Origin of the sequence: Streptomyces violaceoruber (assembly GCF_033406955.1) — a bacterium.
Lineage (GTDB): Bacteria > Actinomycetota > Actinomycetes > Streptomycetales > Streptomycetaceae > Streptomyces > Streptomyces violaceoruber.
The window spans coordinates 4484266-4500418 of record NZ_CP137734.1 but is presented as its reverse complement, the minus strand read 5'-3'; the positions used below and the strand labels follow the sequence as shown (position 1 = coordinate 4500418).

Sequence of the window (16153 nt, the reverse complement as noted above, 5' to 3'; positions counted from 1 at the left end):
CCGTCAAGCTCCCTTCGCGGCCTGGAACAACTCCGCCCGCGGATCCTCGTCCGCGGTCGCCTCGCGATACGCCTGAAGCGCGTCACGAGCCTTCCCCGTCAGATCCTTCGGAACACTCACCTCCACGGTGACCAGAAGGTCGCCGCGGGTGCCGTCCTTGCGGACCGCGCCCTTGCCCCGGGCCCGCATGGTGCGGCCGTTGGGCGTGCCCGCCGGCAGCTTCAGCGTGACGGACGGACCGCCCAGGGTCGGGACGCGGACCTCGCCGCCGAGGGCCGCCTCGGCGTAGGTGACCGGGACGGTGACGGTGAGGTTGTCGCCCCGGCGGCCGAAGACGGGGTGCTCCTTGACGTGCACGACCACGTACAGGTCGCCCGCCGGACCGCCCCGCTCGCCCGGCGTGCCCTTGCCGCGCAGCCGGATGCGCTGTCCGTCCGAGACCCCGGCGGGGATACGGACCTGCATCGTCCGCGAGGACTTGGCGCGTCCGGAGCCCTTGCAGACCTCGCAGGGGTCCTCGGCGATCAGGCCGCGGCCCTTGCAGTCCGGGCACGGGTCGGTGAGGGAGAAGCCGCCGCCCGAGCCCCGGGCGACCTGGCCGGTGCCGACGCAGGTCGGGCACACGCGCGGTGTGCCGTTCTTGTCGCCGGTGCCCGAACAGGCCTTGCAGGGCGCCTGCGAGGACATCCGGAGCGGCACGGTCGCGCCCTCGATGGCCTCGGTGAAGCTCAGGGTGACCTCGGACTCGATGTCCTGCCCGCGCCGCGGCTGCGTGCGCGTGCCGGTGCCCGGTCCGCCGCCGGTGCGGTTGAACAGGCCGCCGAAGACGTCCCCGAGGCCGCCGCCGAAGCCGCCGGCGCCGCCCTGGCCTCCCCCGCCCTGGGCGCCGCCTCCGAAGAGGTCGCCCAGGTCGAAGTTGAAGGTGCCGCCGCCGCCCGCGCCCGGCCCCGGGCGGAATCCGCCGTTGCCGAAGAGGGCGCGGGCCTCGTCGTACTCCTTGCGCTTCTTGGGGTCACCGAGGATGTCGTTGGCCTCGGAGATCTCCTTGAAGCGCTCCTCCGCCTTGACGTTTCCCTTGTTGGCGTCCGGGTGGTTCTCGCGGGCGAGCTTCCGGTACGCCTTCTTGATCTCGGCCTCGGTGGCGTCCTTGGGGACGCCGAGAACCTTGTAGTAGTCCTTCTCGATGAAGTCCTTCGTGCTCATCCCCGACGTCCCTCCTCTCGCGCCCTACGCGTCACTTCGAGCTCAGCCCTCGTCCGGGCCACCGCTCTCCTTGGTCCCGGCGTCGTCCTCCGCGCCGGAGGCGTCCTGCGCCTCGGCGGCGTCCTCGGCCGGCTTGACCGTCTGGGCGCCCGGCTGCGGCTCGGCGACCGCCACCCGCGCGGGGCGGATGGTGCGTTCGCCGATCCGGTACCCCGGCTGCAGGATCGCCACGCAGGTCGTCTCGGTGACGTCCGGTGCGTAGGAGTGCATCAGGGCCTCGTGGATCGTCGGGTCGAAGGGCTCGCCCTCCTTGCCGAACTGCTGGAGGCCCAGCTTGGCGACCGTGGTCTCCAGCGACTCCGCGACGGACTTGAAGCCGCCGACCAGTTCGCCGTGCTCCCGGGCGCGCCCGACGTCGTCGAGCACGGGAAGCAGCTCGGACAGGAGGTTCGCGACGGCGACCTCCTTGACCGCGACGCGGTCCCGCTCCACCCGGCGGCGGTAGTTCTGGTACTCGGCCTGGAGCCGCTGGAGGTCCGCGGTGCGCTCGTTCAGCGCGGTGCGCACCTGGTCCAGCTGGGCCACCAGGCCCGCGTTCTCGCTCGCGTCCCCGGCCGGGGCCGCCCCCTCTTCGGAGGCGGCCTGCGGCTCGGCGTCGTCAGGGGTGGCGCCGGAGGGGACGTCGGGCTTCTCCTCGAAACCCGGGGTCTCCTCCGTCACGCGGCACCGTCCTTGCGCTCGTCGTCCACGATCTCGGCGTCGACGACGTCGTCGTCGGCACCCTTGCCCTCGGCACCGGCGTCGGCGCCCGGGGCCTCGCCGCCGGCGGCCTGCGCGGCCTGGGCGTCGGCGTACATGGCCTGGCCCAGCTTCTGCGAGACGGCGGCGACCTTCTCCGTGGCGGTGCGGATCTCGGCGGTGTCCTCGCCCTTGAGCTTCTCCTTCAGCTCGGCGACGGCGGACTCCACCTCGGTCTTGACCTCACCGGGGACCTTGTCCTCGTTGTCCTTGAGGAACTTCTCCGTCTGGTAGACGAGCTGCTCGCCCTGGTTGCGGGACTCGGCGGCCTCGCGGCGGGCGTGGTCCTCCTCCGCGTACTTCTCGGCCTCCTGGCGCATCCGGTCGACCTCGTCCTTCGGCAGCGAGGAGCCGCCGGTGACGGTCATCTTCTGCTCCTTGCCCGTGCCCAGGTCCTTCGCGGTCACGTGCATGATGCCGTTGGCGTCGATGTCGAAGGCGACCTCGATCTGCGGGACGCCGCGGGGCGCCGGCGGCAGACCGGTCAGCTCGAACATCCCGAGCTTCTTGTTGTACGCCGCGATCTCGCGCTCGCCCTGGTAGACCTGGATCTGCACGGAGGGCTGGTTGTCCTCGGCGGTGGTGAAGATCTCCGAGCGCTTGGTCGGGATCGTCGTGTTCCGCTCGATCAGCTTGGTCATGATGCCGCCCTTGGTCTCGATGCCGAGGGACAGCGGGGTGACGTCGAGCAGCAGGACGTCCTTGACCTCGCCCTTGAGGACACCGGCCTGCAGGGCGGCGCCGATGGCGACGACCTCGTCCGGGTTGACGCCCTTGTTGGCGTCCTTGCCGCCGGTCAGCTCCTTGACCAGCTCGGCGACGGCGGGCATACGGGTGGAGCCGCCGACGAGGACGACGTGGTCGATCTCGGACAGCTGGATGCCGGCGTCCTTGATGACGTTGTGGAACGGCGTCTTGCAGCGCTCCAGCAGGTCGGAGGTCAGCTGCTGGAACTGGGCGCGGGTGAGCTTCTCGTCCAGGTGCAGCGGGCCCTCGGCGGAGGCCGTGATGTAGGGGAGGTTGATCGTGGTCTCGGTGGACGAGGACAGCTCGATCTTGGCCTTCTCGGCCGCCTCGCGCAGGCGCTGGAGCGCCATCTTGTCCTTGGCCAGGTCCACGCCGTGGCCGGACTGGAACTGCTTGACCAGGTAGTCGACGACGCGCTGGTCCCAGTCGTCACCACCGAGGTTGTTGTCACCGTTGGTGGCCTTCACCTCGACGACGCCGTCGCCGATCTCCAGCAGCGAGACGTCGAACGTACCGCCACCGAGGTCGAAGACCAGGATGACCTGCTCGTCCTTGTCGAGGCCGTACGCCAGCGCGGCGGCGGTCGGCTCGTTGACGATGCGCAGGACGTTGAGGCCCGCGATCTCACCGGCCTCCTTGGTGGCCTGGCGCTCGGCGTCGTTGAAGTACGCCGGGACGGTGATGACCGCGTCGGTCACCTTCTCGCCCAGGTAGGACTCGGCGTCCCGCTTCAGCTTCTGCAGCACGAAGGCGCTGATCTGCTGCGGGTTGAAGTCCTTGCCGTCCAGGTTGACCTTCCAGTCGGTGCCCATGTGGCGCTTGACCGAGCGGATGGTCCTGTCGACGTTCGTGACCGCCTGGCGCTTGGCCACCTCGCCGACGAGCACCTCGCCGTTCTTGGCGAAGGCGACGACGGACGGCGTGGTCCTGGCGCCCTCGGCGTTGGTGATGACGGTGGGCTCGCCGCCCTCCAGAACGCTGACGACGGAGTTAGTCGTGCCCAGGTCGATGCCGACCGCACGTGCCATGGTGAATAACCTCCAGCTGACTTGAGTGGAACAGGCTCAAGTGTGCATGACGCCCGGCGATGGGTCAACAGAGGTGAGTCGAGCGGACTCAACTCTTATCCGTTCCTTACACGCAACGGCGCCCCGACCTGCACGTTCTCGGTGCTCGTGGCCTGACGAACCGGAAAAATCGCCGCCCGGAAGGACGCACCGCCCGCGACTCCGGTTGCCCCGCGAGACGCCTGGGACACCCCGGCCCGCGCCCTCCGCACCACGGTCCGCGCCCGCCGCACCACGGCCCACGCCCGCGCACCCCGCCCGGCCCGGCGGACCGGAGCCCGCACCCCCGCGCCCCGCCGGAGCCGGGCCGGCCCGTACACCCGGACCCGCAGCAGCCCCAGTACCCCGGCGGCCGCCCCGCCCGCCACCCACAGTGCCGCCTGCCCGCCCACCCGTCCGGTGTGCGTGAGCACGCCGACGACCACCGCGCACAGGGCGGCCCCGCCGAGGACCACCACCGCGCCCTGCGCGGTGAGCCCGAGCCGCCGCAGCCGGTGCGCGAGGTGGTCGGGCCCGCCGCGCGACAGGGGTCGACCGGCCAGCCGGCGGGAGAGGAGGACCAGCACCGCGTCGGCCACCGGCACGGCGGTCAGCGCGCACAGCACCCCCGCACCGCCGACGGGCCCGTACCCCGTCCGGGCGAGCACGGCGGCCCCGGTGAGCAGGAAGCCGGTGAAGAGCGACCCGCAGGCGCCGAGCGCGATCCGCGCGGGATGCCAGTTGTGCAGCAGGAACCCGGCGAGCGCGGCGGCCAGCACGAGCAGCAGCACCGCGGGCCCGTCCATCAGCTCCACCGCGGCACACGCGCCGACGCCGAAGGCGGTCACGACACCCACCGTGCCGGCCACCCCGTCGGCATGGTCGAGCCCCCGGAAGGCGCCGGTGACCAGCGCCACCCAGCCCACGGCGAGCGCCCCGGCCACCGGCCCCGTCTCGCCGTACGGCACCACGCAGGCCGCCGCCACGGCCGTACCGGCCAGGAGCCACCGCCGCCGCAGCCGCCACACGTCGGCCGCCAGGCCCAGCGCGCCGACGACGGTGGCGGCCGCCAGCAGCCGTCCGGCCGCCGGGCCGAGCGGCACGACGCCGGCCCGGTCCCCGGCCCACGCCACCACGGCGGTGACCAGGACGACGGCCACCCCGCCGAGCAGCGGGACGGGCCGCCGGCGTCGCCGGTCGACGACGGCCAGACGCAGGGCGGGCGCCCGCAGCAGTGCGGCGAGGACGGCGGTGAGGAGGAAGGAGGCGGTGACGGTGACGGTGGCGGCGGCGATCCCGTAGAGCACGGGCATAAGCTATGCCGAATATCATGCTTTGCGACGAATCGCACCATCGGACCGGCGTGGCGCCGACGGGCGCCGACGGGGCACCGGTCCGGACGGACCCGCCGGGGTCAGGGTTGCCTCAGCGACGCAGATCACCGCACGTCCGACTACAGTGCGGCGGAGGATGGGGGTACTCTCAGACGAACTGAATAAGTTACCGCTTAGTAATACCGCCCCCTCGTAACCTCGCAGGCCCGAGGAGCCCCCAAATGCAACTCGCCGCGATCATCGTGTCGCTGGTCCTGATCGTGGTCGGCGTCGCACTGTTCGGCCGCGCCGTCCTGCAGATCGTCAACTACATGCGGCTGGGCCAGCCGGTGCCGGCCGGAACGCGGACCAACGACCCCGTGGACCGCACCGTCACCGTGGTCAGGGAGTTCCTCGGCCACACCCGGATGAACCGCTGGGGCATCGTCGGTGTGGCGCACTGGTTCGTCGCGGTGGGCTTCTTCTCCCTGCTGCTGACCATCGTCAACGCCGTCGGCCAGCTCTTCCAGGCCGACTGGATCCTGCCGGTCATCGGCGACTGGGCGCCGTACAACGTCTTCGTCGAGTTCATCGGCACGATGACGGTGCTCGGCATCCTGGTCCTGATCGTGATCCGGCAGCTGTCCCACCCGCGCAAGCCGGGCCGCAAGTCCCGCTTCGCCGGCTCCAACTTCGGCCAGGCGTACTTCGTCGAGGCCGTCATCCTCATCGTCGGCGTCTGCATCTTCATGCTGCACGCGCTGGAGGGCGCCCTCCACCACGTGGACGGCTACGAGGCGTCGTTCTTCGTCTCGTACCCGGTCGTCTCCGCGCTCCGGGACGCGGACCTCGGCACCCTCCAGAACCTCGTCTACTTCTTCGCCGCGCTGAAGATCGCGACCTCCTTCATCTGGATGATCACGGTCGCCCTGAAGACCGACATGGGCGTGGCCTGGCACCGCTTCCTGGCCTTCCCGAACATCTGGTTCAAGCGCGACGCGAAGGGCGGCACCGCGCTCGGCGCGCTGCTCCCGATGACCTCGGGCGGCAAGCCGATCGACTTCACCGACCCCGGCGACGACGACGTCTTCGGCGTCTCCCAGGTCGAGCAGTTCTCCTGGAAGGGCCTGCTGGACTTCTCCACCTGCACCGAGTGCGGCCGCTGCCAGTCGCAGTGCCCCGCCTGGAACACCGGCAAGCCGCTCTCCCCCAAGCTCCTGATCATGTCCCTGCGCGACCACGCGCACGCCAAGGCCCCCTACCTGCTGGCCGGCGGCGGCAAGACGATGGAGGGCGAGGAGAAGGCGTCCGCGGAGCAGCTGGCGGGCGTGCCCGCGGCCGCGCTGGCGGAGGCCGAGCGCCCGCTGATCGGCACGCTGGAGGAGAACGGCGTCATCGACCCCGACGTCCTGTGGTCCTGCACCACCTGCGGCGCCTGCGTCGAGCAGTGCCCGGTCGACATCGAGCACGTCGACCACATCGTCGACATGCGCCGCTACCAGGTCATGATCGAGTCGGCGTTCCCGTCCGAGGCGGGCACGATGCTCAAGAACCTGGAGAAGAAGGGCAACCCCTGGGGCCTGGCGAAGAAGCAGCGCCTGGAGTGGCTCAAGGAGCTGGACTTCGAGGTCCCGGTCGTCGGCAAGGACATCGAGGACCTCACCGAGGTCGAGTACCTGTACTGGGTCGGCTGCGCCGGCGCCCTGGAGGACCGCGCCAAGAAGACCACCAAGGCCTTCGCCGAGCTGCTGCACATCGCGGGCGTCAAGTTCGCGATCATGGGCGGCGACGAGAAGTGCACCGGCGACTCCGCCCGCCGCCTCGGCAACGAGCCCCTGTTCCAGGAGCTCGGCATGGAGAACGTCATGTCCCTCAACGCCGCCTTCGGCGAGGAGATGGACGAGGACGGCAAGGTGGTGCCCGAGTCGGCGAAGCCCAAGTCGGCCAAGAAGATCGTCGCCACCTGCCCGCACTGCCTCAACACCCTCGGCAACGAGTACCCGCAGCTCGGCGGCGACTACGAGGTCGTCCACCACACCCAGCTGCTCCAGCACCTGGTCGACGAGGGCAAGCTGGTCCCGGTCACCCCGGTCGAGGGCATCATCACCTACCACGACCCCTGCTACCTGGGCCGCCACAACAAGATCTACACCCCGCCGCGCGAGATCATCGCCGCCGTCCCGGGCGTCCGGAACGAGGAGATGCACCGCCACAAGGAGCGCGGCTTCTGCTGCGGCGCCGGCGGCGCGCGGATGTGGATGGAGGAGCGGATCGGCAAGCGCATCAACAACGAGCGCGTCGACGAGGCCCTGTCCGTCAACCCCGACATCGTCTCCACCGCCTGCCCCTTCTGCCTCGTCATGCTGACGGACTCCGTCAACGGCAAGAAGAACGACGGCAAGGCCAAGGAGTCCATCCAGGTCGTCGACGTCGCCCAGCTCCTGCTGGACTCCGTCAAGACCCCGGCCGACCCCACCGGCGAGCCGGAGCCGGAGAGCGAGCCGACGCCCGAGCCGGTGAAGTAGCCGCCGCTCACCCGCTCGACCGACACCCCCGGGTTCCGTCCGAACCCGGGGGTGTCGCCGTATGTCGAACGCGTGCATGATTACCCGGTCGTTGTCGGTGCTGGTGGTACGGGTTGATACGGACGAGGTGAACGGTGCGGCGCCTGCGAAGAAGCACCCTGACGGGCACGGCCGCCGTCGGCTGCCTGCTGCTGCTCGCCGCCTGCGGCCACGGTCCGGCGCCCGCGGCCGAGGACGCCGCGGCGTCCACACCCGTACGCGCCGCCCAGGCCCCCGCCCTGCTCCCCGTCCCGCACGGCAAGGGCAGCGAGGTCCCCGACGACTTCAACGGCGACGGCCACCGCGACCTCGTCCTCGACACCCTGGTCACGGCCGAGACCCACACGGACGACGCGGGCATCGGCATCGTCTACGGCTCTCCCCGCGGACTGGTGCCCGGAGCCCGGCAGCTGCTCACGCCGAAGAAGTACGCGGCCCCGACCGAGGGCCAGTTGCCGGCCGTCTTCGAGGCGGAGGCGAGCTGCGACCTCGACGGCGACGGCTTCACCGACCTGGTGGTCACCACCGACCCGCCCTACGACGGCCAGGGCCGCCCGCCGGTCCCGCTCCAGCTCCTCTTCGGCTCCCCGTCGGGGCCGACCGGCCGCGCGGTCCCGCTGACCATCCCGGACAAGGCCCGCTACGGCAATGACTGGCCCGAGCGCCCGGTGTGCGGCGACTTCGACGGCGACGGCGCCCAGGACCTGGTCGTCCACGCCTCCGCCGGCCGCCTCAGTCACCTGCGCGGCCCCTTCACCCGCGAGGGCGCCCCGCGCCGGGCCGGCGCGGCCATCCCGTCCCCCGGCGAGGCGCCGGCCGGTCCCGCCGCCGACGTGAACCGCGACGGGTACGACGACCTCGTCGTCCGCGTCTCCGCGGGCCCCGGCAAGGCGGCCCTCGTCCTGGGCGGTCCCGACGGCCCGGCCCGCACCGGGGTCACCCTCCCCGCCGGCATCGACATCGCCCTGGGCGCCTTCGGCAGGGGCAAGGCGCTGGACGCGGCGGTGGGCACCGCGGAGGGCACCGCGCTGCGCTTCGACCTCCCCACCGCGGCCCGCGGCACCCTCGGCACGCCGGGCTCGATGCTCGACGCCGCCGACTTCGACGGCGACGGCCTGAGCGAGCTGGTCTCCAGCGGCTCCGGAATACGGGTGTACCCCGGCCGCGGGACGGGCCCCACGACGCGGGGCGCGGTCACGGTACGGCCCGCGTCGACCGGCACGACCCGGGTGCTGACGGCCGGCGACTTCGACGGCGACGGCCTGGCGGACCTGGTGCTGCGCACGTCCCGGGGCGACACGAAGGACTCCGTCGAGGTCCACCGGGGCTCGGCGAAGGACCTGGTCACGGCGCGGGCCGCGGTCACGTTCTCGACGGCGCAGTTCCTGACCTCGTAGCCGGTCGGACACCGGCCGTCCCAGCGGTCCCGGGCCGGTAGCGGGGACGGGGCACGGCCCGGCCCGGCCCGGCTAGGGTTCCTCCGCGTCACAGGGGAGGGAAACAACACCATGACGAACCGATACACCCGGGCCGTCTCCGCGCTCGCCGGCCTCGTACTGGCCGGCTCCGCACTGGCCGTCGTGAACGCCGCTCCGGCCGCCGCGGGCGTCGAGGACTGCCCGAAGGGCTACTTCTGCGGCTGGGCGGGCGAAGACGCCGACGGCAGGATGTGGAAGACGAACAAGAACGTCGCGGACCTGGGCGGCTGGGCCGACGACATCCACTCCTACATCAACCGCAAGGACGCGGACGCCTGCCTGTACGGCGAGCGGAACTACGACAAGTCGAGCTACCTCTGGGCCGAGGAACGTCCCCGCGGCGAGGAACTGGTCTACTACGGGGGAATCACCAGCCTGATCCGCTCGATCAGGTTCGTCCAGGACCCGCACGAGTGCAACGTCCGCGACTACCCGTCCTGGGCCGCCTCGCCCACCTCCGCCACCCCGGACTTCGGCGACATGGACGGCGACAACCGGCCCGACGTGGTCAGCCGCGACCGGGCGGGACGCCTGTGGTTCAGCCCCGGCAGCGGCTACGCGGGCCGGATCATCGGCACCGGCGGCTGGAACACGATGAGCGCCCTGACCCGGCACGGCGACTTCAGCCGCGACGGCCACGAGGACCTCATCGCCCGGGAGACCGCCACCGGCAAGCTCTGGCTCTACCCCGGCACCGGCACCGGCCGCCTCGCCGCCCGCGAACTGATCGGCACCAGGGGCTGGAACGGCATGCGCAACATCACCGCCTTCGGCGACCTCACCAAAGACGGCCGCTCCGATCTGATCGCCACCGAGAAGTCCACCGGCAAGCTGTACCTCTACCCGGGTACCTCCACCGGCACCCTCGGCTCCCACAAGCTCATCGGTGCCCGCGGCTGGAACAGCATGAACGCCCCCGTCGGCATGGGCGACACCAACGGCGACGGCCGCCCCGACCTCTACGCCCGCGAGGCCGCCACCGGCAAGCTCTGGCTCTACCCCGGCACCTCCACCGGCACCCTCGGCTCCCGCAAGCTCATCGGCACCGGCGGCTGGAACACCATGGCGCACCTCGTCGCCGTCGGCGACTTCAACGGCACCAACACCCCCGACCTCCTCGCCGTCACCAACGACGCCTACACGGGGGACGGTTCGTCGTACAGCGCCGGATGGCAGCTCACCTACTCGGGCCGCGGCGACGGCGGCCTCGCAGCCGGGTGGCCCGTGCGGGACGGCTGGTGGGGCTTCACCGCCTTCTGCTGACGGCGCCACCGCCCCCACCGGGGCCGTACGCCCCCCGTACGGCCCCTAAGGGACGTCCCGGTCAACCCCCGTAAGGGATGTCACAGCTCGGCCGCAAAGGACCCCCCGAACGGCCGGGCCCCGCACGTCACTCTCCGGGACCAGGTACGTTCGAAGGCGTGGCTGGATTCAGGATCGGACGCGGCCGGGACAACGGCGCTCCAAACGCGCGACCGCAACGCCCCCCGTACGGACAGCAGGCGCCCCAGGGACCCCCGTACGGCGGCCCGGCGACGCCTCAGCAGCCGTACCCGCAGCCGCCGTACGGAGGTGGCGCCCCCGGACCGGGCCGGGCCCCGGGCGGGTCGCCCTGGCCGCAGGCACCCGGCGGCGGGCACGGCGGCGGACCTGTCGGCGGGCACGGTGAGCCGGAGTACTTCGGCGACGGCGGCTACGGACAGGGCGGCCCCGGCGGTCACCCCCAGCAGGCCCCGTACGACCCGTACGCGGCCAACAACCCGGGCCACACCCAGGCGTTCACGGTCGACGACCCCTACAACCAGGGCGACACCTACCGCGCCGGCTCCGCCCCGGCCCCCGGCCCGGTCGGCCCCCGCCTGCACTGGAAGGACCTCCTGAAGGGCGTGATCCTCGCGCCCAACCAGACCTTCCTCCAGATGCGGGACTACGCGATGTGGGCCCCGGCGCTCATCGTGACGTTCCTCTACGGCCTGCTCGCGGTCTTCGGCTTCGACGGCGCCCGCGAGGAGGCGATCAACGCCACCCTCTCGAACGCCATCCCGATCGTCCTGACCACGGCGGTCGCGCTGGTGCTGAGCGCCTTCGTCCTGGGCGTGGTCACCCACACCCTGGCCCGCCAGCTCGGCGGCGACGGCGCCTGGCAGCCGACGGTCGGCCTCTCCATGCTGATCATGTCCCTCACGGACGCCCCGCGCCTGGTCGTCGCGATGTTCGCCGGCGGTGACGCGCCCTTCGTCCAGATCCTCGGCTGGGCCACCTGGGTCGCGGCCGGCGCCCTCCTCACCCTGATGGTCGGCCGCTCCCACGACCTGCCCTGGCCGAAGGCGCTCGGCGCCTCCGCCATCCAGCTGATCGCCCTGCTGTCGATCGTGAAGCTGGGCACGTTCTAGTCGCCGACATGGCGAAGGGCCCCGGCGGGTACGTTCCGCCGGGGCCCTTCGCGTCGCCGCTGTCCGTCGGCCCGTCCGGTCAGGCGTCGAGCACCTGTCCCTGCCGCCGTACGACGGGCGGCTGAACGCTCCAGGCTGACTTGACTCGATGACGGTAGTAGTCTGGCCCCGCTCAGGAGGCAGGGGGAGGGCCGACCGTGGCACGCAAGGTAGGGGTCTACACCCGGATTTCTCGGGACGACGAGGGCGAGTCTCTGGGTGTCGCCAGGCAGCAGCAGGACTGCGAACGCCTCGCGGATCTCCGGTCGTGGCAGGTCGTGAAGACCTACGAGGACAACGACGTATCGGCGTTCAAGCGCAACGTCGTGCGCGACGAGTTCGAGCTGATGCTGAGAGACCTCCGCGCCGGCCTCATCGACGGAATCGTGGCCTACGACCTGGACCGCCTAGCCCGACAGCCGCGGGACCTGGAACGCCTCATCGAGATCTTCGACGAGCGGCCCCGCCTGGAGTTCGCCACCGTCACGAACGACATCAACCTTGGCTCTCCGGACGGCCGCACCATGGCCCGCATCATGGTCGCGTTCGCCAACAAGTCGTCGCACGATGCGTCACGCCGGATCAAGCGCAAGCACCTAGAGCTGGCCCAACAGGGCAAGGACAGCGGCGGGCCAGCGCCGTACGGCTGGAGCAAGGACGACCGCACCAAGGTCGACCCGAAGGCCGCCGAGGCCATCCGCGAGGCGCAGCGCGAAGTCCTCGCCGGCGTCCGCATCGGAACCATCCGGACCCGGTGGCAGCAACAGGGCTTGGGCAACCCGCGCGCAGGCACCAAGCGCATGGCCCACCACCACGTCGAGCAGATCCTGACCAACCCCAGACTGGTCGGCTACCGCACGTACCACGGTGAAATCCTGGTCGGCGAAGACGGCGAACCGGTCAAGGGCAACTGGGAGCAGATCAACAGCCTGGAAGAGTGGGAAGCCGTCTGCGCGGCCGTCGCCGAGCGGAAGCAGAAGCATCCCGGCAAGTCCCTCGCCCGTAAGTACCTGCTCTCGGGCATTGCCCGGTGCGGACTGTGCAAGACGAAGATCCGAGGACAGATCAACAACCGCTGGCAGCCAGGCTCGAAGGCCGCGAAATACACGTACCAGTGCTCCGTAGTGAACGGCGGATGCGGCAAGGTCGGACGGGTTGGAGAGCCCGTCGACAGGCTCATAGTCCAACTCGCACTCGAAGAACAGCGCGCGCGAGCAGAAGTAACCGCCGTCCCGGTCGATCAGCGGTGGCCGCGCGAGGACGAGTTGCAGCAGGTCTCCCAAGACATCACCCAACTCGTGGATGCCGAACGCTCGAAACAGATCACGGTGGCCACCCTCTTGCAGCTCTTGCCGGCCAAAGAGCGGCTGCGCGACGAACTTAAACTGGAGCGGGCCCGCTTCTACAAGGAGCAGAAGCAGGCCGAGGCCAAAGGCGACGCGGCGAACCTGACCGTCGAGGAGTTCTTTGCGCTGCCGGTGGAGCGCCAGCAGGAGATCGTGTTGCACAGCCTCTCAGCCGTGATCATTCACCCGGCCGGACGAGGACGCCGGAAGTTCGACCCGAGCCTGATCGAACCCGTCTGGCGGTGACGATCAGGCCCGCCCCTGCAACACGAGGGCACGGCGTACCCACTCTTCATCACGCTCAGGAGCACGGCGAAGATGCATCCGCAGCCACTCGTCAGTGCTCATGACCTCACGCTGAGCCGTCGCCTTACGGGACTCCGGGCTACTGGTCTGACTCATCAAGGGCACCTCCTGCCAGTTCTTCGCGGGCGGTTTCGCGGTTGTGCTGGATCTCGCGGCGGATGTTGGCGGCGAGCCAGGATTCGCCGGGGGTGTGCCCGTGGCCGGCGTAGGTCCAGTGGGCGAGGGTGAGCGTGGTGGCGTCCTCGTCGTCGGGGTCGGGCAGACCGAGGGCGGCGCGTTGCTGGGCTGCCCGGTAATCGGCGCGGGTCTGGCGCAGTTCGCCGAGGGTGGTCGAGTAGCGCCGGGACTTCGTGGAGAAGTGGCCGCGGAAGCCGAGCATGTGGGCCCAGTCGCGGAGCTTGCGGTCCGGGTAGAGCGCGTGCAGGTCGAGGCATGCGGCGATGAGCCGTGCGGGGTGGTCGGGCACGCCGAGCAGGACGAGGGCGTCTTTGCTGCCGATGCGGCGGTCTACGGTGCCGGTGGTCTCGGCTGCCTTCGTGGCGTACTTGGCGACGTAGGAGGCCACGGCTTGTTCGGTGATGTCCTCGCCGTCGCCGAAGGCCCGGATGGGGCGCACGTCGAGCTGCGTGCCCCACTTGAGAGTGCGGGCAGGCTGGTCCCCGGCCGGGGGCACGTCGACTTCCACGCGGGCGGCGGCGCCGTGGATCGCGTCGGTAAGAAGGTCGAGGGTGGCCCACGCGGGCGGGGTGTCGTCCGGGCCGTCGGGTCCGTCGAAGCGGATCACGGCGTGGAAGTGCACGGCGCCGCGCTTCTGGTACTCGGCCACCTTGCCGAAGGACACCCGCGACTGTTCCTTGGCGGCTTTCTGGGTGAGCCCGGCGCGCTTGGCGATCTCTCGGCGAAGGTAGATCGTGAAGTAGCGCCACAGCTCGGAGGCGTGGTTGTTCCAGAGCACAGCCCCGGCGTAGTCGTACGTGTCGGGGTCGAGCGGGGTGCCCAGTTCCGGGGCGTCCTCTGCGTGGCGGACACCGCAGCGGCAGGGCCGGCTTCCGGGGCGATTGTGGACCGGGCCGAACGACGGGGCGGTCAGGGTGGCGAACACCCGCGGGTGGTCCCGGATCGTTTCGGGGGTGCCCTTGGCGGGGTCGCCGACGAGGCCCGCGCGGATGAGGTGGTAGGTGTCGCCGGCGTAGGTCCAGGCGCAGGCCGGGCAGCGGGAGGCCCGCCGGTTGCCGCAGGCGAGGCGGAGCCGTCCGCCGGGTTCGGTGTCGGTCGAGTAGGAGTGCAACACCTTGCCGGTGGTGGCGTCGCGGGTGTCGGTCGAGCCGGTCAGGTGGATGGGGTCGGAGCAGCCGCCGGTGCGGCGGATCTGGTCCTGGATGCGGTCGAAGCCGGTGGACCCGGCCAACCTCAGCACGTCGGCGAGGGTGGCCGGGTCCAGGCCCGCCATGGTGGCGGTGTCGGTCACGTGGTCACCGCCCGATGCGGTACAGGGCGGCGGGGGCGGTGCGTCCGGCGCCCTTACAGGCCGGGCAGGCGATCCGGAGGGTGGCGCGGGAGCCGTCGGCGTGGCGGGTGCCGGTGGTGATGGCGACCATGGCGAAGCCGTCGCAGTCGCGGCAGACGCGCGTGTTCTGGGCGGGCTGGGGCATGATGAGGCTTCCCTTTCGGGTCCATTGGGGCCTGGAAGTGGTGGCCGTCCGGGGCGGCGGATCTTTGGCGAGAGAGGCCGCCCCGGAGGGCGTTACTTGCTGCGGAGGGTCTTGCGCTTGGACGTGCGGTTGATCGTGTAGCCGAGTCCGCCGGTGGCCGACAGGACCGCAACGGCGGCGCCGGCGAGGACCTGAACGACGAAGGCGATGACCAGCAGCACCACGACCGATCCCGCGAGGACGACCAGCGTGAGGACGATCGGGCCCTTGTACGAACGCGGCGCCTCTTGGACGATCACGACGCGTCGCATGTCGGTGCCGGGCGGGATCTGCCGGTAGAGGTCGGCGGGGATGTGGCCGGCGCGGATCTGGTCTTCGGGCAGCTGCATGGCTCGGTCCTCCTTTCAGGCGCAGCGGTGGGTGCGGGCGGCGAGTTCGGCGGCCGACCGGTCACCGTATTCGTTGGAGAATCCGCACTTCGGCGCGGTGCAGGCGGCGGTGTGCCGGGTTTGGCCCCGGCCGTTGTTGAACGAGGCCACTCGGACCGGGCCAACGCGGATGACGTCGTAGAAGCGGTTCGGGCGCACGCAGGTCATTCCCTTCAGGCGAGTTGGGCAACGATGGCGCCGGCGAGGTCTTCCGGGATGCCGAGGCGATCGCGCAATGTGGCCGTGTCGATGTCGGCTCCGGTGCGGGTGCGGTGTTCGGTGGCGACCTTTCGGGCGTGGTCGACCAGCGCAGGCGGGACCGCGGGAGTCGAGGCCGGGGCCTGCGGCAGGGCCGGGGCAGGCTCCGGTGTCGGGATCTCCGGGACCGGAGCAGGCGTCTGGGTCGGTTCGGGAGCCGCGGGTCGGTCGACGACCGGTACGGGCCGAGGCTCGGGCGCCGGGGCCGGTGCATGGTCGGTCGGGGTGTGGGCCAGCAGGGTGCCGCCGAGGAACGCCAGCGCGGGCCAACCGGCCACGAGGATGCGCAGCCAGGCCGGAACATGGTCCAGGTCGAGGAGCCCGGCGGTCGCGATGTTCGCGCCGAGAGAGGCGACCAGGGCAACCAGGAACCAGAACCAAGCCAGCTTCGAGCGCTCAGTGCGTAGCCGACGCCACACGGCGACCAAGAGCAGGTCGACGGAGACGGGATAGGCCCATGCCTTCCACCCGGTCTGGCCAGCCGCTTCGGCGAGGTCGTGCAGGTGGGCGAAGGACAGAGCCCCGGCAATTACGGCCTGGATGAGTACGGCGTCGATGCGGATCGAGCGGATCACGGCTCTT

The 16153-nt window shown here is 71.1% G+C and carries 14 protein-coding genes; 5 read left to right on the top strand and 9 right to left on the bottom strand.

The window, feature by feature from the left end; translation table 11 throughout:
• Window positions 1–3 precede the first annotated feature (3 nt).
• The 4 genes from dnaJ to R2E43_RS20225 all read right to left on the bottom strand — a co-directional run bounded on the left by dnaJ (window position 4) and on the right by R2E43_RS20225 (window position 5107).
• A complete protein-coding gene (dnaJ, locus tag R2E43_RS20240; RefSeq protein ID WP_003975270.1) occupies window positions 4–1203 on the bottom strand; it encodes a molecular chaperone DnaJ in 1200 nt (399 codons plus the stop codon).
• A gap of 42 nt (window positions 1204–1245) precedes the next feature.
• On the bottom strand, window positions 1246–1923 hold the full coding sequence (grpE, locus tag R2E43_RS20235) for a nucleotide exchange factor GrpE (protein WP_030872039.1): 678 nt from the start codon (window positions 1921–1923) through the stop codon (window positions 1246–1248).
• Window positions 1920–3776: a molecular chaperone DnaK gene (gene dnaK, locus R2E43_RS20230; RefSeq protein WP_003975268.1), complete on the bottom strand. Its 1857-nt coding sequence runs from the start codon at window positions 3774–3776 to the stop codon at window positions 1920–1922. The genes grpE and dnaK overlap by 4 nt, the downstream gene beginning before the upstream one ends.
• A gap of 95 nt (window positions 3777–3871) precedes the next feature.
• A complete protein-coding gene (locus R2E43_RS20225; RefSeq protein WP_332056427.1) occupies window positions 3872–5107 on the bottom strand; it encodes an MraY family glycosyltransferase in 1236 nt (411 codons plus the stop codon).
• 242 nt (window positions 5108–5349) lie between these two features.
• On the opposite strand from R2E43_RS20225, the gene R2E43_RS20220 reads away from it, so the two are divergent.
• The 5 genes from R2E43_RS20220 to R2E43_RS20200 all read left to right on the top strand — a co-directional run bounded on the left by R2E43_RS20220 (window position 5350) and on the right by R2E43_RS20200 (window position 13173).
• Window positions 5350–7632 (top strand): (Fe-S)-binding protein, encoded by a 2283-nt coding sequence (locus R2E43_RS20220; protein ID WP_011029156.1) that lies wholly within the window; start codon window positions 5350–5352, stop codon window positions 7630–7632.
• 134 nt (window positions 7633–7766) lie between these two features.
• The gene (locus tag R2E43_RS20215; protein WP_332056426.1) at window positions 7767–9068 is read left to right on the top strand and encodes an FG-GAP repeat domain-containing protein; all 1302 of its coding nucleotides are present in this window, start codon (window positions 7767–7769) and stop codon (window positions 9066–9068) included.
• Window positions 9069–9179: 111 nt separating this feature from the next.
• The gene (locus tag R2E43_RS20210; RefSeq protein ID WP_332056425.1) at window positions 9180–10412 is read left to right on the top strand and encodes an FG-GAP-like repeat-containing protein; all 1233 of its coding nucleotides are present in this window, start codon (window positions 9180–9182) and stop codon (window positions 10410–10412) included.
• Between the two features lie 77 nt (window positions 10413–10489).
• Complete coding sequence (locus tag R2E43_RS20205; RefSeq protein ID WP_011029158.1) at window positions 10490–11542, top strand: Yip1 family protein; 1053 nt, start codon at window positions 10490–10492, stop codon at window positions 11540–11542.
• A gap of 197 nt (window positions 11543–11739) precedes the next feature.
• Window positions 11740–13173, top strand: coding sequence for a recombinase family protein (locus tag R2E43_RS20200; protein ID WP_108933645.1), 1434 nt, complete (start codon window positions 11740–11742; stop codon window positions 13171–13173).
• Window positions 13174–13312: 139 nt separating this feature from the next.
• Here the strand turns inward: R2E43_RS20200 and repSA are convergent, their stop codons facing one another.
• The 5 genes from repSA to R2E43_RS20175 form a co-directional block, all read right to left on the bottom strand.
• A complete protein-coding gene (repSA, locus tag R2E43_RS20195; RefSeq protein WP_332056424.1) occupies window positions 13313–14701 on the bottom strand; it encodes a replication initiator protein RepSA in 1389 nt (462 codons plus the stop codon).
• Window positions 14702–14705: 4 nt separating this feature from the next.
• Window positions 14706–14885, bottom strand: coding sequence for a hypothetical protein (locus R2E43_RS20190; RefSeq protein WP_052836762.1), 180 nt, complete (start codon window positions 14883–14885; stop codon window positions 14706–14708).
• Window positions 14886–14977: 92 nt separating this feature from the next.
• Window positions 14978–15274: a hypothetical protein gene (locus tag R2E43_RS20185; RefSeq protein ID WP_052836760.1), complete on the bottom strand. Its 297-nt coding sequence runs from the start codon at window positions 15272–15274 to the stop codon at window positions 14978–14980.
• Window positions 15275–15289: 15 nt separating this feature from the next.
• Window positions 15290–15472 carry a mobile element transfer protein gene (locus R2E43_RS20180; protein ID WP_052836926.1) on the bottom strand — a complete coding sequence of 61 codons (183 nt, stop codon included), beginning with the start codon at window positions 15470–15472 and terminating at the stop codon, window positions 15290–15292.
• Window positions 15473–15486: 14 nt separating this feature from the next.
• Window positions 15487–16146, bottom strand: a complete 660-nt coding sequence (locus R2E43_RS20175; RefSeq protein ID WP_052836758.1) for a DUF2637 domain-containing protein — start codon at window positions 16144–16146, stop codon at window positions 15487–15489.
• Window positions 16147–16153 lie beyond the last annotated feature (7 nt).

Bases quoted from the DNA above. Each gene is read 5' to 3' on its own strand.
- dnaJ (WP_003975270.1), bottom strand. From the start codon at position 1,203: ATGAGCACGAAGGACTTCATCGAGAAGGACTACTACAAGGTTCTCGGC.
- dnaK (WP_003975268.1), bottom strand. From the start codon at position 3,776: ATGGCACGTGCGGTCGGCATCGACCTGGGCACGACTAACTCCGTCGTC.
- R2E43_RS20225 (WP_332056427.1), bottom strand. From the start codon at position 5,107: ATGCCCGTGCTCTACGGGATCGCCGCCGCCACCGTCACCGTCACCGCC.
- R2E43_RS20220 (WP_011029156.1), top strand. From the start codon at position 5,350: ATGCAACTCGCCGCGATCATCGTGTCGCTGGTCCTGATCGTGGTCGGC.
- R2E43_RS20210 (WP_332056425.1), top strand. From the start codon at position 9,180: ATGACGAACCGATACACCCGGGCCGTCTCCGCGCTCGCCGGCCTCGTA.
- R2E43_RS20205 (WP_011029158.1), top strand. From the start codon at position 10,490: ATGTCACAGCTCGGCCGCAAAGGACCCCCCGAACGGCCGGGCCCCGCA.
- R2E43_RS20190 (WP_052836762.1), bottom strand. From the start codon at position 14,885: ATGCCCCAGCCCGCCCAGAACACGCGCGTCTGCCGCGACTGCGACGGC.
- R2E43_RS20185 (WP_052836760.1), bottom strand. From the start codon at position 15,274: ATGCAGCTGCCCGAAGACCAGATCCGCGCCGGCCACATCCCCGCCGAC.